We start from the raw sequence: 19,308 nt of genomic DNA on the forward strand, positions 1-19,308 counted from the left end.
CGGATGGGATATGGATGGGGGTTCCTCGTCATGGCGATGGCCTGGATCGCGATGGCGACGGTCACGCTCGGCTGGCGCAGAGGTTGGAGCGAAGCTTGGTCCGGCGTCAGGACGAGGGACCGAGACCGGATCGGCCGTTTGCTCGGCGGCGAAGCGTTGCTGCGGCTAGCCGCCCGCAGCGGCATGCCGCAGGCGGTCGAAGACAGGCTTGCGGCGCTTCATGCGCTGCTCGTCCCGCTTCAAGGAGAGCGTTGGACGACGTCGGATACGAGGCGGCTGGCCGCATCGGCCGTTGCCGGAGGCTATGCGGCGGCAGCGGGAGGATGGCTCGTCGCCGCGGCGGCGGGCGAGCCGCTCATCGCCTGGCTCGGCCTCTTCGCCGGCTTGCTGCTGCCGGCGGGTAAGCTCCGCGACATCAAGGTCAAGGCGCAGCGCCGCAAGCAGGAGCTGCTGCTCGGGCTGCCTGATCTGCTGGGCAAGCTGACGCTGCTCGTCGGTGCGGGAGAAACGGTGCAGAGAGCGCTTGCGCGCTGCGCCGAGCGGCCGCTGCGGGGCGGGGCGGATGATCCGCTGCATGCGGAGCTGGCGAGGACGGTCCAGCTGCTGGCGAGCGGCCACCCGTTCAGCGCCGCGCTCGAATCGTTCAGCCGCCGCTGCGCCGTGCAGGAGGCTTCCGTATTCGCGACCGTGCTGCTGTTGAATTACCGCCGGGGAGGCGACCAGCTGTCCCTCGCGCTGAAAGAGATTTCCATTCCCCTCTGGGACAAGCGCCGCAGCGCGGCCCGAGCCCGAGGCGAGGAGGCCTCTTCCCGGCTCGTATTCCCGCTTGTCGGCATCTTTTTCATCCTGATGATAGTCGTCGGAGCGCCGGCCGTCCTGATGATGGGCGGTTAGAAAGTCAATCATTCACTTACGGAGGAATCGACAATGAAACGAAACGTATGGCTGAATCGGAAAGTCCGCTTGAACGAGGCGCTGAAGCGCTTTGCCCGTTCCGAAGAAGGACTGGGCACGCTGGAGATCATCCTGATTATCGCGGTCGTCATCATCATCGCCCTCATCTTCAAGGAATGGATCATCGACCTCATCAACAATCTCATGGGCAAAGCCGATGACCAGGCGAACAAGATTTTCGAATGATGAAAAGCCGATGCTGCTGAAGCGGCTCGCAGCCGGGGCGGAGGGCAGCCTCGCGCTGGAGGCAGCCTCGGTTTTCCCGCTGCTGCTTGCCGTGACGTTCGCTTGGATGATCGCCGCGCTGTTCATCTTCCAAGGAAGCGTGCTGCAAAGCGGGGCGGCCCGTGCTGCCGAAGCGGCTTCCCTGCACTGGGACAACAGCAAGCGGGAGGAATCCGGCCTGCCTCCTGCCGGGCAGGACGACGGCTTGTACGGGCGGCTGTCTCAGGACAGCCTGCTCCAAGGCCTGTTCGGACTTGCCGCCGGAGAGACTACCGCGAGCATCGCTTTGCCGGCGGCGCCATCTTCGAATGGTTCGCTCGCTGCGACGAAGCTGAGCAAGGCGGCCGCTCGGCTGTCTCCGGAGCTGCGCGGGGAGTTCGCCTACCGGAGAGAGGGGCTGGAGCGGCGCACGGAAGCCCGATTGCGCTTGCCGGTCGCGGCGGCGGAAGGACTGGCGCCGGCCGTTCGGGCATCGGCCGTCGTTACCGATCCGGTCGAATTCATCCGCAGTGTGGATCTGGTGCGCTATTATACCGCAAAATTCCGCTCCTCCCGTGACGTGCAGCCATCCTCGGCGGGAAAGGCGCTGACCGAATATGCTTCGGGCCGTCCTTAAGAGAGGCGCGGCAGCCTTCGGGCGTCGAGGCGGAGAATGCTCCGGCTGCAGTCTCCAGCCCTGCCGCCCGGATGAGCGGACGGGCGGTTCGGGCTTCCGTTCGACGCATGGCGCGGTCACGATCTGGACCTGCATGACCGTCTCGGCAGTCCTGCTGCTGATGGCGCTTCTTATCGACTATTCCCGGATCGCGGCCTTTCAGTACAAGCTCGACAGCCTGGCCGGGTCGTCGGTGCGCTCGGTGCTGGCCGCCTATGACGAGCCGCTGTACGAGCGGTACGGCCTCTTCGGGCGAGGAGGAACCGATGCCGCGCAGCTGGCAGCAGAGGCGCTTGACGCCTCGAGGGGACGGGACGGGCTGTCGGATCGGACGGCGAACGCGGATGACGCGTCGATGCGGCGGGTCGATCTGCTTCAGCTCCGTCTCGGCGAGCCGTCGGCCCAGCCGGCGCTCATGCTCGGCGAGTGGCCTGTGCTGCGCCGCCAGATCGAGCAGGAGATGAAGATCAAAGGACCGATCGATATGACGCTGGAGCTGTTCGACAAGCTTCGGCCGTTGGAGGGCTCGATGCAGCAGGCTAAGCAAGAGATCGACATGCTCCAGCAGTCGGAGAAAATCTTCGACAAGCGCCAGCGCGCGTTGACCGAGATGCTGGAGCTTGGCGAAGCCGCCGCCGCCGTCGCAAGCGAAACGGGCAGCGACGGGCTGGTCCCGCTGCCCGGTCTAGGCCAGGCGGACACGTTCAAGGCGGCGGCGGACGGCTACGGCCCTTACTTGGCGTGGCTGGCTGCCGATGAAGCCGCTCAAGCCGCCTATCAAGCCGCGCTCCTGGCAGCGCCCACAGGCGCTGAAGGCCTGCCGGGTTCCCCGATTCCGAGTCCGCCCATGCTGAATACCGCATCGATACAAGATTATGAAGCCGCCGCCGGCGAAGCGGCGAGCCGTTTGCTCGAGCTTGCTCCCGCAGCGGACCAGCATGATCGTCTCATCGGCCAGGCGCTGCAGCAGCTGGAGCTCGCCCTGCAAGCGGAGAAGGAGCTGGAGCGCCTGGCCGCTTCAGCGCCAGCCGCAGCGGCGCCTCCTGCGGGATCGGCTGCGCCGGCGGGAGGCGCAGCCGACTTGTCGGGACTGCTTCTCGGTCGGAGCTGGTTCGACCAGACAAAATCGGAGCTCCAGAGGCAAGGATCGCGCTTGCGCGCGTTCGCGGCTGAAGCATCGGTCGCAGGCAGACGTCTGGAGCAGGCTTTGACGCAGCGGTCCCTGGAATTTGTGCCGCTGCTCTTGGCCGATGCCGCCTTGCTCGCCGACAAGCTGAAGCCTTACTGGCAAGCTTATGTTTCACCCGGCCAGGAGCTGCAGGAACGGAAAGAAATGCTGAAGGCTTCGGACAACAGCAAGGGGCTGCGGGAAGCCGAGAAGAAAAAGGCGGACAGCCTCTGGAAACAGGCGAAAGAGATGCTCGATGGGTTCGAGCGGTTGAAGGCCGCGCAAGCCGAGCTGGAGGAATTCGGCAAGGTGGAGCAGTTGAGCGCAGCGAATCGTGCCTTCAACGAATCGCTTGGACAGCGGGCGGACAGTGGCGGCGGACAAGCAGAGACGGACGGCCCCGCGGACGTAGTCGACACGGCGGACGAGGCGATCGCCGATGCCCAGAACACGGGCAGCGGCGTGCTGGCCGGATTGGAATCGCTGCTGGCGGCAGGCGGCGAGCGCTTGCTGATGGCGGAATATGGCGCCCGCCGGTTTTCTTCCATGGACCCGAGAAGGCTGCAGACGCTGCTCGTCGGAGGGAGTTCGCAGGAGGCTCCGACGGAGCTTGCCTCGCTGAGCCAGCAGGAGCTGGAGTACATTTTATACGGATATGCCAACCCCGGGGCTAATCTCGCTGCCGCATACGGCGAACTGTTCGCTTTGCGGCTGGCGATCCGCACGATGGAAGGTCTGATCGCCAGCCGTGCCGCCGGCCATCCGCTGCTTGTGCTGGCCATGGCAGGCGTCTACGGCTTGCAGCATGCGCTGGGCGATATGCGCGAGCTTGGGGCGACGGGGACATCGGAGCTCTCCAAATATGCTCCGGTGCGGCTCGGGTATTTGGATTACATGCGTCTGTTCATGCTGGCGCACGGTACGGGAGACAAACCGCTCAGCCGCATGGCGGGGATCATCGAGCATCGGACGGGGGCAAGGCTCGACCAGGTGCCGACAGGAATGTCGGTCGCGCTGTCCGGCTCGATTCCGCTCTGGTTCCTGCCCGGCTTGGCGCGTCTTGCCGGACATGCAGGCTTGCTGGACGGACAAGTGACAGGAGGCAGGTATGAAGCGACATCGATTGCCGGCTGGTCCTACGGATAGCTCGGCCATGAAGCTGCTTCGCGGCCGCGAAGGCTCGATCGTGCTGGAAGCGGCGCTTGTCGTGCCGGTCTTCCTGCTATTGCTCGTGCTGCTCTCCGTGTTCCTGCAGCTGTCTGCGGCCGAAACGGCGCTGCAGAGAGCCGCCGACGCCTCGGCCAGACAGATCGCCGCTCATATGCGCCCGGCGCTGCTGCTGCAGCAAGAGGCGGCAGCGGCGATCGGGGCAGCCAACCCGAGCGGCTTGGACGCGGCTTTGCCAGGATGGAGGGAAGCGGCCGCAGCGGCGGCTGGGCGACTGCCGGAGCCGGCCGGTCCGCTCGCCGAATCGGTGTTGCGCGGCGAATGGAAGCCTGCGCTGCAGGCAGCCGCCGACACCGCGGCAAAAAAGGCGCTCGAGCCGCTGCTTCTCCGCGAGGCGGAGGCGGCGGGGCTGGAAAAGGAGCATGTTCGGCTCACGGCTGTCCGCTTGCCCGACCTCGACACCCGGGAGCAGGGATTCCTGCTGCTGGAGGCCGAGTATTCGTTTCCGATCCGAGTGCCGTTCACGAACGAACGCATCGTGCTGCGGCGGTGGGCCAAGGAACGTGCTTGGATCCCGGATGCGGCTGCGGCGACGGGCCGGGAACAAGCCGAGCCGGGAGAAGGCTCGGTACGGATTGCAAGCTTGACGCCGGTGCCGGCCCGTCCCGGAAAAAAGGCGACGTTGACCGCTGTCGCTGCTCCCGGTGTTCAGGTGACGCTTGAAGTCCGCTACAAGAGCGGCAGCAGCGTATCCCGACATGTCGGGACGAAAACGGCCGACTCGTTGGGCCGAGTCGATTGGACCTGGCTCGTCTCGGGCAATACGACGCCGGGAGTCTGGGAAGTGATCGTCACCTCATCGGACGGCGGAAGCGCGACGATGCCTTTCCATGTCAAGAAGAAGCCGTAGAGAAATCGACATTCATTCAAGAAAGGAGGCTCGGCGATGCCGATTTGGATAGGAGCTGCGACCGCTCTGCTGCTCGCCCTCGCTTTTTGGAGCGACGTCCGTACGATGCGGATTCCCAATGCGCTTACCGGAGGCTTTTTCGCCGCTGGACTCGGGGCGCACGGAGCCGTGGATGGCATATCAGGGATGGGCCAATCCGCTCTCGGGGCGGCAGCCGGCTTCATCCCGCTCGCGCTGCTTTACCTGCTGCGGGGCATCGGGGCCGGAGACGTCAAGCTGTTCGCGGCGATCGGGGCCTGGACGGGAGCGGCCGCAGTGCTCGAGCTGCTTCTCTACTCCATGCTTGCCGGCGGAATCGGCGGAGCCGTCTATCTGTTGTTCAGCCGTGCCCGCCGATTCAAGCGCGGATGCAGCAAGGGAGGAGCGCCGCAGGAATCCGATGCGGCGGAGCGGCCTGCGGTCCGCTTCCCGTTCATGCTGGCTGTCGTGCCGGGCGCGCTGGCGATGCTGCTGTTAGGAGGCTGAGTCTGGCTGTCGTCGGCTTGATGGCCGCCGCAGGAGCAAGGAACGCCAACGAAGCGAAAGGAGGACGCGGGATGCGTCAGATCGTAGCGGATTACGAATGGAATCGGGAGCATGAGCTCGTGCTGTCCCGGATCGGCGGCATCGGACGCGGCGACCTGGAGGAGATCGAGCTGGCGATGCTGGAAGAGGTCCAAGTGCCGGGATTGCTGCCGATCGGCTGGGAGGAGATGAATGGGGAGGTCAAGCTGAGATATCGGCTCACGGGCCGCAAGATGCTCAAGCAGAAGCTGGCGGACGGGATGGATCGGCCCGAGGAGCTCTACTCGCTGCTGTACGGTGTCGTCTCGGCCATCGAGCAATGCCGCGCCTGCCTGCTCGAGCCGGACAATCTGCTGCTGGAAGAAGCCCATGTATTCGTCGGCGACAGCTGGGAGGACTGCGGACTCGTTTACCTGCCGATGCGATTGGAGCATCGGCCGTCGGAGCTCCCGCTGCGCAGCCGGCTGCTTGCTCTATCCGCCGTATGCGCAGGCGCGGTTCGACAGGTCGACGCCGGCCTCCCGGCATTGCTCAAGGCGCTCGGTGACGATCAGGTCTCCATGGCGGGCTTGAAAGAGATGCTGCTGGAGCTGAGCGCCGGCCATAGCGGCCAAGCAGAGAGGAGACGCACCGAACGAGAACGCGGGGGAGAGCTTGAGCCGATGCTGTCTTCCATCGGCTTCCAAGGTCAAGCGGGCGAGCCGCTCCGTGCGGATCGACTTGTTGTCGGGGCGAAGGGCAGGCCTGTTTCTTCACCCTCCTTCGCGAATCCGCCATCGTCTGCTCGCGCCGTCCCGTCCGCCGCAGTCCCAGAATCGATATCCGAGCCGGAGGCGCCGGCGCGGCCGGCGGAGAAGCCCGGCGATGCTCCAAGGGAACGCAAGCCGGGGCTTCATACCTCGGATGCGTTGCTGCCGATGCGGCTGGATCCGTCCCCGGAGAATTCGCCGGCTCGTTCCACGAAGCCGCTGAATCGGGGCATCGTCATCCTTGCCGTTCTCGCTGCGGCGGCGCTTCCGTGGAAGATGCTCTACCTGGAGAGTCCGACGCGATCGAATCTGATGATTGGCCTGGGCACGCTCGCTGTCGCTGCAGCCGCGATCATATGGGTCTGGAAGGGGAAGCGGGGCGAGCAGCGGGAGGAGGCGTGGCCAGACAGCCACCCCTCCGCTTTCGAGCCGGACTCCGGTCCGCTGTCGCTCAAGAGAGACAAGCGCTGGTCGTTCGAACAGGGATCGGACGGGGAAGGAGAGGAGGAGGCGGAGCCGTGGAGATGGAACGCCCCTCCAGCTCCGCCGCAGCGTCAAGGTACGCCTCTTTCCGTTTCGGATCGAGCCCCGAATGAGGTCCGGCCTATGCCGTCACCGCCCGCTGCTTCGGACCCGACTGTCTGGCTCGGAAACGAGTTGGAGAAGGAGCAGGCGGATTCACATAGCGCGGCGGCAGGCGTCGTCAACCGGACCCGCGGAGGCGTAAGGGACAGCTTCGCTCTTGCTGCGGGGAGTCATACGATCGGGCGTGCGCCGGAGTCCGGGCAATGGCGGGATGAGACGAGCGGCGTCTCGCGCCGCCATGTCGAGCTGGCGTGCAGACCCGGCTCCTGCGAGGCCAAAGACCTCGGTTCAAGAAACGGTACGACCCTGAATGGCCGGGCGATGGTCCCTTATAAAAGCTATAAGCTGGAGGACGGCGATGTCCTCCAGCTGGCTGGTCGGGATGGTTCCCGGTATGAAGTTCGGCTCGGTTAGTGGGGCGGCTGACGGAGCAGATCGTCCAGCGCAGGCTGGATTTCGGCGAAGTGAAAGCGGAAACCGCTTTTCAGCGCCTTTTCGGGCAGGACCCGCTGGCCTTGAAGCAGCAGCTCCGACATCTCCCCTAGCGCCAGCTTGAGCGGAAGCGCAGGCGCGATCAGCCAATAGGGACGGCCGAGCGCCCGGGCCGCCGCCCGTCCGAACTGCTCGTTGCGGACCGGCTCCGGCGAAACGGTATTGACCGGGCCGGAGAGGCTGTCGTTTTCCAAAGTGTGGACGATCAGGCGAGTCAGGTCATGCAGATGGATCCAAGACATCCATTGCCGTCCATTGCCGACCGGGCCTCCCGCCATCGCGCGGAAAGGCAGGAGCATGCTCGGCAGCGCACCGCCTCCGTTTCCGAGCACGATCCCGAACCGCAGCAGCGCCCGCCGTCGGGCGGGAATGAGCTCCGCAGCTTGCTCCCAATCCCGTACGACGGAGGAGAGGAAGTCGCGGTCCGTCGTCGGACTCTCCTCCGTGAACGCAGCCGTCTCGTCAAAGCCGTACGCATTTACGCCGGACGCTTGGACAAGCACCTGCGGATCAGCGCCCGCCCGCTTCAGCAGCGTTCCCAGCCGGGACGCCGTCTCGATCCGTGAATCCCGAATGCGCTTCTTAGCCGCGCTCGTCCAGCGCTGGCTGATCGGCTCGCCGGCCAGGTTGACGACGGCATCCGCGGCAGCGAGCTCGCTCGGATCCGCCTCCAGCTGATCCCATCCGACAACGCGAAAGCTCCCGTCGCCGATCGGTGCGGCGGCGGGAGCTTTCGCGGAGCTGCGGGAGACGATCCAGCCGGCATGGCCGGCTTGGGACAGCCGCTGAACGAGCGCGCGGCCGATGAAGCCGGTCCCTCCGGCAATGATGATCTTCATCCTCGACTCCTCCGTTCTTCGGTCATGCCTCTTCAAGCGCCGTCAGCGGCGCTTCAGGAAGCTTCCTTGATGGAGACCAGCCACGGCTGCTTGATCTTGCCGTCCGTGCCTCCGTCGACTTCTTTTACAATGTAAGTATAGTCGACGCTCGTTCCCTGCTCGAAGGCCTGCATCTGCTGGACCAGCTCCGATCCGGCCTGGAATACGACCGTATCGGTAGGGGTCTTGATCTCGACCGAGTGGCCGTCCGCGAGGCCGTTGAACGTTCCGGACGCCTGCTGCTCCTCGGACTGCGTGACCGGGTCGCCGCTGGCAGCGGCTTTCTCGGAGTTCCCGGGCGTCGGCGTCGCTTGGGCGACGGGCTCGCCGGCGGAGTCCGGAGACACGTCGGACGAGCTGTCCACGATGCCGCTTCCCGTCGTGGCGTTGGTCGCGTTGGAAGCGTTGTCCGCCGGCATTTCTTTCACGCCGCACCCCGCGGCGATCATCAGCATCGACATCAAGGCCAGGCTCGCGGGCGCGAGGCTGGCTTTTCTTTTGCCGCCGGAGCGGCGGGCTGTCATCAGATTCATGGCAAGCACCTCCAAGGTCGTCTTCTCCTGTGCCCTTCCTTACCCGGACTGGCCGGAAGCCAATCCGTCGGCAGCGGAGGCATCTCTCTCTCCGCCGATCCGGCATCTCGCCGTCGAGGCGATCGGCGTCTCAGCGGTTCAGGAGATGGGTGTATGCGGAGTAGTCGATGCCGCGCTTGTCCAAGAACGTGACGAGACTGCGGTAGTCCCGCTTGGGCGTCGCGCGGATGTAGCCCTCGATGCAGTGGCTCCGCGTCACTTCGCTGGCGCCGCTCTCGACCGCGACTTGCCCGATGCGCGCAGCGATGGAATGGCGGGCGATGTCGCGAAACGGACCGGGCACGGGCGAGACCAGCTCGTCGAGCAGCTCCTTGGAGTCGTCGGTCCACATGTCCCGGCTGCGCTCGACCCAATAATTTTGCCAGTCGAGCTTGGACTTGCCGTCGCGCTTCGGCAGCACCTTGAGAAACTTGCGGAACATGAAGAAGCCTCCGACGGCCATCGAGCCGACCATGACGAAAGCCCAAAAAACGATGAAATACATGAACCAGTCTGGAATGTGCGGCATGAACGGTGTCACCTCACTCCAAATTATAGCCGATTCCTAGATTTATTTCGACGCACCTTGTAGAATAAGACTAATTGTTTTGACCATATCCGAAAGGGGCAACGAAGCATGCTCAACATCGGTTCCCATGTCTCCTTCAGCGACAAGGGACTTGTCACCGCCGCGCAGGAAGCCATCTCCTACGGATCAAGCTCGTTCATGATCTATACCGGGGCGCCGCAGAACACGAGGCGCAAGCCGATCGAATCCTTATATATCGAAGAAGGCAAGCAGCTGATGGAAAGCGCCGGCATCGGACAGATCGTCGTCCATGCGCCATACATCATCAATCTGGGCTCCTACAAGGAAGACACGTTCGAGCTCGCCGTACGGTTCCTGCAGGAGGAAATTCGCCGCACGCACGCGATCGGCGTCCGCAACATCGTGCTCCACCCGGGCGCATATACCGACAAGGACGCGGAATTCGGCATCAATCGCATCGCGGAAGGGTTGAACGAAGTGCTGTCCGGCGTCGAGGAGACCGATGTCAACATCGCGCTGGAGACGATGGCCGGCAAAGGCACGGAGATCGGCCGCACCTTCGAGGAGATTGCCGCGATCATGGACAAAGTGTCCGCCAACAATCGCCTGACCGTCTGCCTCGACACCTGCCATATGCATGATGCCGGCTACGACCTGGCGGGCGATCTCGACGGCGTGCTGCAGCAGTTCGACCGCATCATCGGCCTGGACAAGGCGGCTGTCGTGCATGTGAACGACACCAAGAACCCGCGCGGCTCCCACAAGGACCGCCATACGCCGATCGGCTCCGGCTGGCTCGGCTACGACGCGATCGAGGCGATCGTGCGCCACGAGGCGCTGGCCGGACGTCCATTCATCCTGGAGACGCCGTGGATCGGCAAGGATCCCAAAAAGCAGCGTCCGATGTACGAGGCCGAGATCGCGCTGCTGCGCGGAGACGGCCTGGAACGGTTCGGCGAGCGGTTCTTCGATCAGCTCGAACGGCTGCATCATTTCTTCGGCAAGCAGGAAATCGACCGCCGCACGTACGTGCTGTCGGTTTGGGATACGATCAAAAGCGACGCGAAGGCCCGCAAGGCCGATCCCCGCGAGCCGATGGAGCGGCTCTACGACCTCGTGCGTGAAGCGGGAGAAGATTTCCGCGATACGGCCGAGGAGGAGCTCAACCAGCTGATTACGTACTGGTTCGCCGGCAAGCAGGCGCTCGTCAACGCCTAAGGACCGGCCGTCGGCCGTCTTCGGCTTCGGCCGCAAGCCGTATCCAAGCTTGGCCCCTCGATCGGCAGGCTCGAGCCGTCCCGCAAGGACGAGCCGGACCTGCCTCTCTTTCAGCCATACACTTTAGCGCGGAGCCGTTACGCAGTTGTCCCAGACCATGCGCCGCTCGCGATTCGGCCGACACTTTATTTTTGAAAATGGAAGGAAGAAACGACTCCTATGCCTCACTCCTATCAATCCCTCCAGCCCGGAGCCGCGCCCGCATCCGGCCGCGCCCGCATGCTGATCTCCTGTCCGGACCGTCCGGGCATCGTCGCCGCGGTGTCCCAATTCCTGTATGAGCACGGTGCCAACATCGTCCAATCCGACCAGTACACGATGGACCCCGAGGGCGGCATGTTCTTCATCCGCTTCGAGTTCGACCTGGCGGACATGGATGCCCAGCTGCCGGTCCTGCAAGAAGACTTCGCCCGCGTGGCGGACCGCTTCGAGATGAAGTGGCATACGTTCCGCGCGAGCCGCAAGAAGCGCCTGGCGATTTTCGTCTCCAAGGAGGACCACTGCCTGCTGGAGCTGCTCTGGCAATGGCAGGCGGGCGATCTCGACGTCGAGATCGCGATGGTCATCAGCAACCATGACGACATGCGCGGGCTGGTCGAATCGTTCGGCATCCCGTACCATCATATCCCGGTCACGCCCGACACCAAGGCGGAGGCGGAGCGCAAGCAGCTCGAGACGATCGGCCGCAGCGCCGACCTGATCGTGCTGGCGCGCTACATGCAGATCGTTTCGCCCAAGGTGATCGAGCAGTTCCCGAACCGCATCATCAATATCCATCACTCGTTCCTGCCGGCGTTCGTCGGCGGCAAGCCGTACGCCCAAGCCTACAACCGCGGCGTCAAGATCATCGGAGCGACCGCGCATTACGTGACGGAGGAGCTGGACGGAGGTCCGATCATCGAGCAGGACGTGCAGCGGGTCAGCCATCGCGACGACGTGCCGAGCCTCAAGCGGATCGGCCGCACGATCGAGCGCGTCGTGCTCGCGCGCGCGGTCAAATGGCATGCCGAGGACCGGATTCTTGTCCATCAGAACAAGACCGTCGTCTTCCACGGCTAGACGGAGGCATCGCCATCATTCATGAAACCTTCATCCGGCCGGCCGAGCCGGGCGATGGCATTTGCTCCTGCGGCAGTGGTACAATCATTCACATGAAGCGACACGCATGAACCGCCGAAATTAGGAGGAGATTCTTTCATGGCCATCAGCCAAGCTACGATTGACCAGCTTTCCATCACGACGATCCGCACGCTTTCCATCGACGCGGTCGAAAAAGCCAATTCCGGCCACCCGGGCATGCCGATGGGCGCCGCGCCGATGGGCTACCAGCTGTTCGCCAAAACGATGACCCATAACCCTTCCAACCCGACCTGGATCAACCGCGACCGCTTCGTGCTGTCGGCGGGCCACGGCTCGATGCTGCTGTACAGCCTGCTCCATCTATCCGGCTACGACCTGTCCATCGACGACCTCAAGAGCTTCCGCCAATGGGGCTCCAGGACGCCGGGCCATCCGGAGCACGGGCATACGGCAGGCGTCGATGCGACGACCGGCCCGCTCGGCCAGGGCATCGGCATGGCGGTCGGCATGGCGATGGCGGAGGCTCATCTGGGCGCCGTCTACAACAAGGACGGCCTTGATCTGGTCGACCACTACACCTTCGCCATCTGCGGCGACGGCGACCTGTCCGAGGGCATCTCCAACGAAGCCGCCTCGCTCGCCGGCCATCTGAAGCTCGGCAAGCTCATCATGCTGTACGATTCCAACGACATCTCGCTCGACGGCGAGCTCAGCCTGAGCTTCTCCGAAAACGTCGCCAAGCGCTTCGACGGCTACGGCTGGCAGGTGCTGCGCGTCGAAGACGGCAACGACCTGAAGGCGCTGGCGGAAGCGATCGCTGCGGCCCAGGCCGAAAAAGGCAAGCCGACGCTGATCGAAGTGAAGACGATGATCGGCTTCGGCAGCCCGAACAAGGGCGGCAAAGGCGGCCATGGCGGCACCCACGGCTCGCCGCTCGGCGCCGAAGAGACGGTGCTGACCAAGAAGTTCTACGAATGGGCTTCCGAGGAGCCGTTCTTCGTGCCGGACGAGGTGCGGGCGCACTTCGCGGAATTGAAGCGCAGCGGCGAGCAGGCGAACGCCGCTTGGGACGAGCTGTTCTCCAAGTACGAGCAGGCCTATCCGGAGCTGGCCGCGCAGTTCAAGCGCTCCGTGAGCGGCGACCTGCCGGAGGGCTGGGACGCCGATCTGCCGTCCTACTCGCCGTCGGACAAAGCGGTCTCGACCCGCGTCGCTTCCGGCAACGCGCTGAACGGCCTCGCCAAGAACGTGCCTGCCCTCGCCGGCGGCTCCGCCGACCTGGAGAGCTCGACGATGACGCATCTCAAGGGCATCGGCGTCTATCAGGCTGAAAACTACGCCGGACGCAACATCTACTACGGCATCCGCGAGTTCGGCATGGCCGCGGCGATGAACGGCATGGCGCTTCACCAAGGCATGAAGGTGTTCGGCGGCACGTTCTTCGTCTTCACCGACTACCTGCGTCCAGCGGTGCGGCTGGCGGCGATCATGAGCCTGCCGGTCACGTACGTGCTGACGCATGACAGCATCGCGGTCGGCGAGGACGGTCCGACGCATGAGCCGATCGAGCAGCTGGCGAGCATCCGCGTCATTCCGAACCTGACGGTGATCCGTCCGGCCGACGGCAACGAGACGTCCGCGGCTTGGGCCTACTCGCTCGAGAACAAGAAGAATCCGGTCGCGCTCGTGCTGACGCGCCAGAACCTGCCGATCCTCGAAGGAACCGCCGAGAACGCCCGCGAGGGCATCAAGCGCGGCGCCTACGTCATCGCCGACGCCGAAGGCGGCAAGCCGCAAGTGCAGCTGCTGGCGACCGGGTCCGAGGTGCAGCTCGCCGTCGCCGCCCAGAAGGCGCTCGCGGCCGAGGGCATCCAGGCCCGCGTCATCAGCATGCCGAGCTGGGATCTGTTCGACAGCCAGGACAAGTCGTACCGCGATTCCGTCCTGCTGCCGGACGTCAAGGCCCGCCTGGCGATCGAGATGGCGCATCCGTTCGGCTGGCATCGCTATACGGGAGACGGCGGCGCGGTGCTCGGCATCGACACGTTCGGCGCGTCTGCCCCTGGCGACCGCGTCATCAAGGAATACGGCTTTACCGTGGAGAACGTCGTCGCCAAGGTCAAGGAGCTGCTGTAAGCTCCCTCTCCTGAGAGCGCAACGATCCGCTTCCATCCGCCGGAGAAGGCAGCCGCCTTCCCCGGCTTTTTCTCATTGAACTATTATGGTATGCTAAAGCGGTGAAGAGTCGAACCACTACCACCCGAAGGAGCACGAATCCATGTCTCAATTCGAAAATGTCACCGCCGTCAAAAAGGCGAATATCTACTTCGACGGCAAGGTGACGAGCCGCACCGTCCTGTTCCCGGACGGAACGAAAAAAACGCTCGGCATCATGCTGCCCGGCGAATACGAATTCGGTACCGACAGCAAGGAAATCATGGAGATTCTGGCGGGCGACCTGAAGGTCCAGCTGCCGGGCAGCGAGGAATGGATCGCAATCGAAGGCGAAGGCGAATTCACCGTTCCAGCGAATGCGAAGTTCAAGCTCGTCGTCAATCGCGTCACGGATTACTGCTGCAGCTACATCCAAGACTAATCACGCTCTTCTTCCGCTCATCCTGGCATGAAACGAAGGCAAGCCGTCCTCGGACGGCTTGCCTTTTTGGCGTCCAACCATCATTTTGGAAGAATAGGGAACCTAGGGGCGATGTGATCAGTCTAAGCGGCGAGGGGGTGAGGGTCATCGGCAAGGAAGGAACGGCCCATTCGTCCGCCTGGGGAAAAGGCGGCAAAAGGAAGCATGTCCAGCCCAGCGGTCATGCAGGAGCTGCTCGCCCGCAAGGGACGGAGCTGGAAGAGGCAGGAAAAAAAGAACGGCTCGCGGAATGGATGGACGAGCATGGAGATGCGGTATTCGGCTATTCGCTGGCGCTGACGAAAAGCGATGCGCTGGCCGGAGACGTCGCGCAGGAAACGTTCCTCAAAGCCTACCGGCACATGGACAGCTACAGGCAGCAGGCAGCCGTGAGGACGTGGCTGTTCGCCATCGCTCGCAATACGGCGCTGAGCGAGCTGCGATCCGCCTACTTCAAGCGGAATCGGCTGTTCGCACGAGTCGAGGACGGAAAAAGCGCGGGATCGGCGGAAGCCGCCTATCTGGACGCGGCGGCGGCCAGCGAGCTGAGGCAGGTCGTGCTCGAGCTGCCGTTCAAGCTCAAGGAAGCGCTGCTGCTGGAGCTGGATCATGGGCTCAGTCTCAAGGAGATCGGCGAAGCGCTCGGGCTGTCGGTCGGCACGGTCAAGTCCCGCCTGAGCCGGGCCAGGCGCAAGGTGGAGAGCGAATGGAGGCGAAGGAACGATGAACCATGACATTCCCGATTGGTATGGAAAAGCAGCCGACCGGAGCGCCACGAAGCGGTTCACGACGGAAATGAAGGAGCAGGTGCTGCGGCAAGCAAAAGCTCGGCCGCTGGCGCGCCGCCAGCCGCGCTTGTTTGCCGCCGCGGGGGGAGCTGTGCTGGCGGCGCTGACGGCAGTGCTGGTGCTGCTGTCCGTGCAGCCCGACATCCTGCGTGAGCTGGAGAAGCGTCGGCATGTAGATGTGGCGCAGCCGCAGGCAGCCGCTTCCGATGGCTCCGCCTCCTCTGCGGGCAAGCCCCTGCATTTTCAAGGCGGATTGTTAGAGACGGATGTTGGCGCTGCCATGAACGTTTTCATGCCGCAGAGCGTCCAGTCCCTCCCGCTGTCAGCCGTGAAGATCACGGAAGTTTCCAAGTGGCAGGAGGGAGCGAGGACGATCGCGTTCGAGCAGACGATCAACGACTATACGAGCCGCGGGAACGGTTTTCAGCTGATGGGTGCGGGCGGAGAGCCGGAGGAGAGGGTTTTCGAGGTCGGCCGATATGCTTCCAATGAGCTCGACATTGTGCCGACCTCCTTTTATGGAGAATCTGCATTCAAGCTGGAAGGAAAATGCGGATGGGGCGAGGAAAAAAATCCCTGCTCGCTCTGGATCGACCGTTCCCAGGAACAGATTCGCGTCTTCTATCCCGCCGTAATTCAGCAGGAACAGGAAGCGGACTTGGACGGAGACGGCCAGGCGGAGCTGATCGTGACCGAACCGTCGAACCGGATGATGATCTATAAGCGAACTGAAGATGGAGTCAAGGCGGCAAGCGTACAGGAAGCGCTAGCCCTTTCGAACAGCATCAAGCTGGAGCTTGATGAGCGAGCCGGGACGATTCGAAATCCAAGCAGCCGGACGACCTATCGGTACCAGTCGAAGGACGGGATCCAGATGCTGCTTCCCGAGAAGCGATGACCTCCAGGCGCTCCGAGCAGGCATGGGACGCGCACCCGCCCTCATAGGCTCAAGAGGAAGCAGCCGCACCAATGGGAGGGATTCGCTCATGTCCTATTATAAAGAACCGCCGCCGCAGCTGCCGATCGACCAGCCGGCTTATGTCGGAGGCTGGCAAGGAGCATGCGGGCCGATCGTGCCGATAGCGGGCGTGCCTCAGCCGAACGAGTACGTGACGTCGCTGGACCCGGTGTTCGTCCAGCACATCAGCCGCCATCAAGGCCAGCCGATCGCGGTGGAGACGACCTGCGGGAGGATCGAAGGCCTGCTCGCCGGCGTCGCCGTCGACCATATCCAGATCAATCGGGACGACCGTTCGATGCACATCCGCATCGCGCACATCGTCTATTTCGAGGGACCGGCGGTTTCGTACCGCTGACGGCAAAAGAGGGGCGGAGCGCCCGATCCGTCTTGGATCGGGCGCTCCGCCCCTTGCTGTTGCATAGCCAATCCTTCCGCTTGCAGCCCGCGAGTCCGAGCGTCGGACGAGCCGGCATTCGCCTCGAGCGTCCGCCTCCTCGCTCAGGCGCGGCGGTGCGCCCTCTCGGCCGTTCAGCCCTTGTCCGGCGTTCCGCCTAGAGACTGGCCGATCCACTGCTCGTACAGCTTGGCTACCGCGATCAGGTCCTCCTGATCGTAGCCGGCCGCGCTGCCGGCCTGGAACAGGCTTTTCGCGGCTTCGAGCATCGGCGTCGGCACGTTCAGGCCGTCCGACAGAGCGGAGGCGAGCCGCAAGTCCTTGAGCATGAGCGCCAGCGAGAACTGCACGCTGTAGTCGCCCTGCAGCAGCTTGTCCGACTTGAGCTCGGCCGCCTTGCTGCCGGCGCTGCCGGCACGCACGACTTCCAGGAACTTGGCCGGCTGGAGGCCGCCGCTCACAGCGACGGACAGGCCTTCGGCCAGTCCCAGGTTGTTGATGGCGACGATGGCGTTGTGGCCGAGCTTGGCGACGGAGCCGCTGCCGGACGGCCCGAGATGCACGATCTTGGTGCCCATCGCGTCCAGCACGGGGCGGACGCGCTCCAGCAGCTCCGCTTCGCCGCCGACCATGAAGACGAGGGTGCCGGATACGGCGCCTGGCTTGCTCCCGGTCACCGGGGCGTCGAGGAAGCCGCAGCCCTCTCCCGCCGCCGCGGCCGCGAGCTCGCGCGCCAGCGCGGGGGAGATCGTGCTGTTGTCGATCAATGCCGTTCCGGGACGGGCCGCGGACAGGATGCCGCCTTCGCCGCGGTACAGCTCCCGCACGACATCGTCGTTGCTGAGCATCGTAATGACGACGTCGGCCTCGCGGACCGCCTCGGCGGGGGAGCCGGCTTCCGTAGCGCCAAGCTCCTTGAGGTCCTCGGCCTTGCCCGGCGTGCGGTTCCAGACGGCGACGGAGAATCCCTTGCGGACGAGGTTGGCGGCCATCGGCGAGCCCATCGTGCCGAGTCCGATAAAAGCGATGGATAAAGTCATGGCATAGCACCGGCTTTCTTCTATAAGTTCGTCAAGCGCTGAAGCATCTCTCCCAGTCTACCATATCCGAACCGGGGCGAACGAGGAAGAATGAGGGAGAGCCTGGAGCGGTCCGCGACTTCCGTCACGAGCATCCCGAGCTGCCATGCAGGTTCGTGAAGCTTCCATGAAACGGGCCTGCGGTTGCTTGTTTTCGCCAGCCGCATCCAGTATCCTTAGGACATGCCGCAAGGCGAACGGGACCGGCCCCCGGCGGCCGGACGCGAGTATGGACGGGTGCTTTCACCCGAACTAGAAGGAGGCATTTTTCGTCATGAGCAAAACGATCCGCTTCGACTACAGCAAGGCGCTCGGGTTCCTGGGCCAAAACGAGATCGACAACCTGGAGGGCCCGATCCGCCTGGCCCATGAGCAGCTTCATAACGGAACCGGCGCCGGTTCCGACTACCTCGGCTGGATCGACCTGCCGACCGCTTACGACAAGGAAGAGTTCGCCCGCATCAAGAAATCGGCGGACAAGATCCGCTCCGACTCCGACGCGCTCGTCGTGATCGGCATCGGCGGCTCCTACCTCGGCGCGCGCGCCGCGATCGAGATGCTGTCGCATTCGTTCTACAACGTACTTCCGAACGGTGAGCGCAAGGGTCCGCAGGTGTTCTTCGCCGGCAACAACATCAGCTCGACGTACGTGACGCATCTGCTGCAGGCGCTCGAGGGCAAGAACTGGTCGATCAACGTCATCTCCAAGTCCGGCACGACGACGGAGCCGGCCCTGGCATTCCGCGTGTTCCGCGAGCAGCTGGAGAAGAAATACGGCAAGGAAGAAGCCCGCGGACGCATCTACGCGACGACGGACAAAGCCCGCGGCGCGCTCAAGAAGCTGGCGACCGAGGAAGGCTACGAGTCGTTCGTCATCCCCGACGATGTCGGCGGACGCTATTCCGTGCTGACGGCGGTCGGCCTGCTGCCGATCGCGGCGGCCGGCATCGACATCGACGCGATGATGCAGGGCGCGGCGGACGCTTCCGAGGCATACAGCAATCCGAACGTAGCCGAGAACGAGGCGTACCAGTACGCCGCGGCGCGCAATGCGCTGTACCGCAAGGGCAAGGCGACCGAAATCCTCGTCAACTACGAGCCGTCGCTGCATTTCGTGTCGGAGTGGTGGAAGCAGCTGTACGGCGAGAGCGAGGGCAAGGACCACAAGGGCATCTTCCCTGCCGCCGTCGATTTCTCCACCGACCTGCACTCGATGGGCCAGTTCATCCAGGAGGGCAACCGCAACCTGTTCGAGACGGTCATCCAGGTCGGGGAGCCGCTGGAGCAGATCACGATCGGCAGCGATACGGACGATCTGGACGGCCTGAATTTCCTCGCCGGCAAGACGATGGACTTCGTCAACAAAAAGGCGTTCGAGGGTACGCTGCTCGCGCATACGGACGGCCAGGTGCCGAACCTCGTCGTGAACATCGCCGACCTGACGCCGTATACGTTCGGCTATCTCGTCTACTTCTTCGAAAAGGCGTGCGGCATCAGCGGCTACCTGCTCGGCGTGAATCCGTTCGACCAGCCGGGCGTCGAAGCCTATAAGAAGAACATGTTCGCCCTGCTCGGCAAGCCCGGCTACGAGAAGGAGAAAGCGGAGCTGGAAGCCCGCCTGTAA

General features: G+C 64.0%; 19 protein-coding genes. 15 read left to right on the plus strand and 4 right to left on the minus strand.

All coding sequences use genetic code 11. The features are described from left to right. Nucleotides 1–3 precede the first annotated feature (3 nt). The 7 genes from HGI30_RS06680 to HGI30_RS06710 all read left to right on the plus strand — a co-directional run bounded on the left by HGI30_RS06680 (nt 4) and on the right by HGI30_RS06710 (nt 7,391). Complete coding sequence (locus HGI30_RS06680) at nt 4–894, plus strand: type II secretion system F family protein (RefSeq protein WP_168906911.1); 891 nt, start codon at nt 4–6, stop codon at nt 892–894. Between the two features lie 33 nt (nt 895–927). Beyond that, nucleotides 928–1,140 carry a Flp1 family type IVb pilin gene (locus tag HGI30_RS06685; protein WP_168906912.1) on the plus strand — a complete coding sequence of 71 codons (213 nt, stop codon included), beginning with the start codon at nt 928–930 and terminating at the stop codon, nt 1,138–1,140. Nucleotides 1,141–1,150: 10 nt separating this feature from the next. Continuing rightward, a complete protein-coding gene (locus HGI30_RS06690) occupies nt 1,151–1,795 on the plus strand; it encodes a hypothetical protein (RefSeq protein WP_168906913.1) in 645 nt (214 codons plus the stop codon). Between the two features lie 133 nt (nt 1,796–1,928). Next, nucleotides 1,929–4,148 carry a hypothetical protein gene (locus HGI30_RS06695; RefSeq protein WP_168906914.1) on the plus strand — a complete coding sequence of 740 codons (2,220 nt, stop codon included), beginning with the start codon at nt 1,929–1,931 and terminating at the stop codon, nt 4,146–4,148. A 7-nt stretch (nt 4,149–4,155) separates the two neighbouring features. Continuing rightward, nucleotides 4,156–5,079: a hydroxyisourate hydrolase gene (locus tag HGI30_RS06700; RefSeq protein WP_168906915.1), complete on the plus strand. Its 924-nt coding sequence runs from the start codon at nt 4,156–4,158 to the stop codon at nt 5,077–5,079. Nucleotides 5,080–5,115: 36 nt separating this feature from the next. Beyond that, the gene (locus HGI30_RS06705; protein ID WP_168906916.1) at nt 5,116–5,604 is read left to right on the plus strand and encodes an A24 family peptidase; all 489 of its coding nucleotides are present in this window, start codon (nt 5,116–5,118) and stop codon (nt 5,602–5,604) included. Between the two features lie 71 nt (nt 5,605–5,675). Then, a complete protein-coding gene (locus tag HGI30_RS06710; protein WP_168906917.1) occupies nt 5,676–7,391 on the plus strand; it encodes a DUF6382 and FHA domain-containing protein in 1,716 nt (571 codons plus the stop codon). Here the strand turns inward: HGI30_RS06710 and HGI30_RS06715 are convergent. The 3 genes from HGI30_RS06715 to HGI30_RS06725 all read right to left on the minus strand — a co-directional run bounded on the left by HGI30_RS06715 (nt 7,388) and on the right by HGI30_RS06725 (nt 9,448). Beyond that, nucleotides 7,388–8,308 (minus strand): TIGR01777 family oxidoreductase, encoded by a 921-nt coding sequence (locus HGI30_RS06715; RefSeq protein WP_168906918.1) that lies wholly within the window; start codon nt 8,306–8,308, stop codon nt 7,388–7,390. The two genes, HGI30_RS06710 and HGI30_RS06715, sit on opposite strands and share 4 nt — an antisense overlap. A gap of 53 nt (nt 8,309–8,361) precedes the next feature. Further along, entirely contained in the window at nt 8,362–8,880 is a 519-nt protein-coding gene (locus HGI30_RS06720) for a LytA/YqiH family protein (RefSeq protein ID WP_168906919.1), read from the minus strand. Between the two features lie 130 nt (nt 8,881–9,010). Continuing rightward, a complete protein-coding gene (locus HGI30_RS06725) occupies nt 9,011–9,448 on the minus strand; it encodes a DUF2621 domain-containing protein (RefSeq protein WP_168906920.1) in 438 nt (145 codons plus the stop codon). 108 nt (nt 9,449–9,556) lie between these two features. On the opposite strand from HGI30_RS06725, the gene HGI30_RS06730 reads away from it, so the two are divergent. The 7 genes from HGI30_RS06730 to HGI30_RS06760 all read left to right on the plus strand — a co-directional run bounded on the left by HGI30_RS06730 (nt 9,557) and on the right by HGI30_RS06760 (nt 16,566). Continuing rightward, nucleotides 9,557–10,687: a deoxyribonuclease IV gene (locus HGI30_RS06730; protein ID WP_168906921.1), complete on the plus strand. Its 1,131-nt coding sequence runs from the start codon at nt 9,557–9,559 to the stop codon at nt 10,685–10,687. A 219-nt stretch (nt 10,688–10,906) separates the two neighbouring features. Next, nucleotides 10,907–11,806: a formyltetrahydrofolate deformylase gene (gene purU, locus HGI30_RS06735; RefSeq protein ID WP_168906922.1), complete on the plus strand. Its 900-nt coding sequence runs from the start codon at nt 10,907–10,909 to the stop codon at nt 11,804–11,806. A gap of 138 nt (nt 11,807–11,944) precedes the next feature. Further along, nucleotides 11,945–13,963: a transketolase gene (tkt, locus tag HGI30_RS06740; RefSeq protein WP_168906923.1), complete on the plus strand. Its 2,019-nt coding sequence runs from the start codon at nt 11,945–11,947 to the stop codon at nt 13,961–13,963. Between the two features lie 142 nt (nt 13,964–14,105). Beyond that, nucleotides 14,106–14,423: a pyrimidine/purine nucleoside phosphorylase gene (gene ppnP / locus HGI30_RS06745; protein ID WP_168906924.1), complete on the plus strand. Its 318-nt coding sequence runs from the start codon at nt 14,106–14,108 to the stop codon at nt 14,421–14,423. A 113-nt stretch (nt 14,424–14,536) separates the two neighbouring features. After that, a complete protein-coding gene (locus HGI30_RS06750) occupies nt 14,537–15,196 on the plus strand; it encodes an RNA polymerase sigma factor (RefSeq protein WP_168906925.1) in 660 nt (219 codons plus the stop codon). 145 nt (nt 15,197–15,341) lie between these two features. Further along, nucleotides 15,342–16,148: a hypothetical protein gene (locus tag HGI30_RS06755; protein WP_168906926.1), complete on the plus strand. Its 807-nt coding sequence runs from the start codon at nt 15,342–15,344 to the stop codon at nt 16,146–16,148. A gap of 88 nt (nt 16,149–16,236) precedes the next feature. After that, nucleotides 16,237–16,566, plus strand: a complete 330-nt coding sequence (locus tag HGI30_RS06760; RefSeq protein ID WP_168906927.1) for a DUF2642 domain-containing protein — start codon at nt 16,237–16,239, stop codon at nt 16,564–16,566. Between the two features lie 173 nt (nt 16,567–16,739). Here HGI30_RS06760 and HGI30_RS06765 read toward each other — a convergent pair whose 3' ends face one another. After that, complete coding sequence (locus HGI30_RS06765; RefSeq protein ID WP_168906928.1) at nt 16,740–17,645, minus strand: NAD(P)-dependent oxidoreductase; 906 nt, start codon at nt 17,643–17,645, stop codon at nt 16,740–16,742. A 313-nt stretch (nt 17,646–17,958) separates the two neighbouring features. On the opposite strand from HGI30_RS06765, the gene HGI30_RS06770 reads away from it, so the two are divergent. Continuing rightward, entirely contained in the window at nt 17,959–19,308 is a 1,350-nt protein-coding gene (locus tag HGI30_RS06770) for a glucose-6-phosphate isomerase (protein WP_168906929.1), read from the plus strand.

The sequence above is a fragment of the Paenibacillus albicereus genome (genome assembly GCF_012676905.1).
In the GTDB taxonomy this organism is placed as follows: Bacteria; Bacillota; Bacilli; order Paenibacillales; family Paenibacillaceae; genus Paenibacillus_O; species Paenibacillus_O albicereus.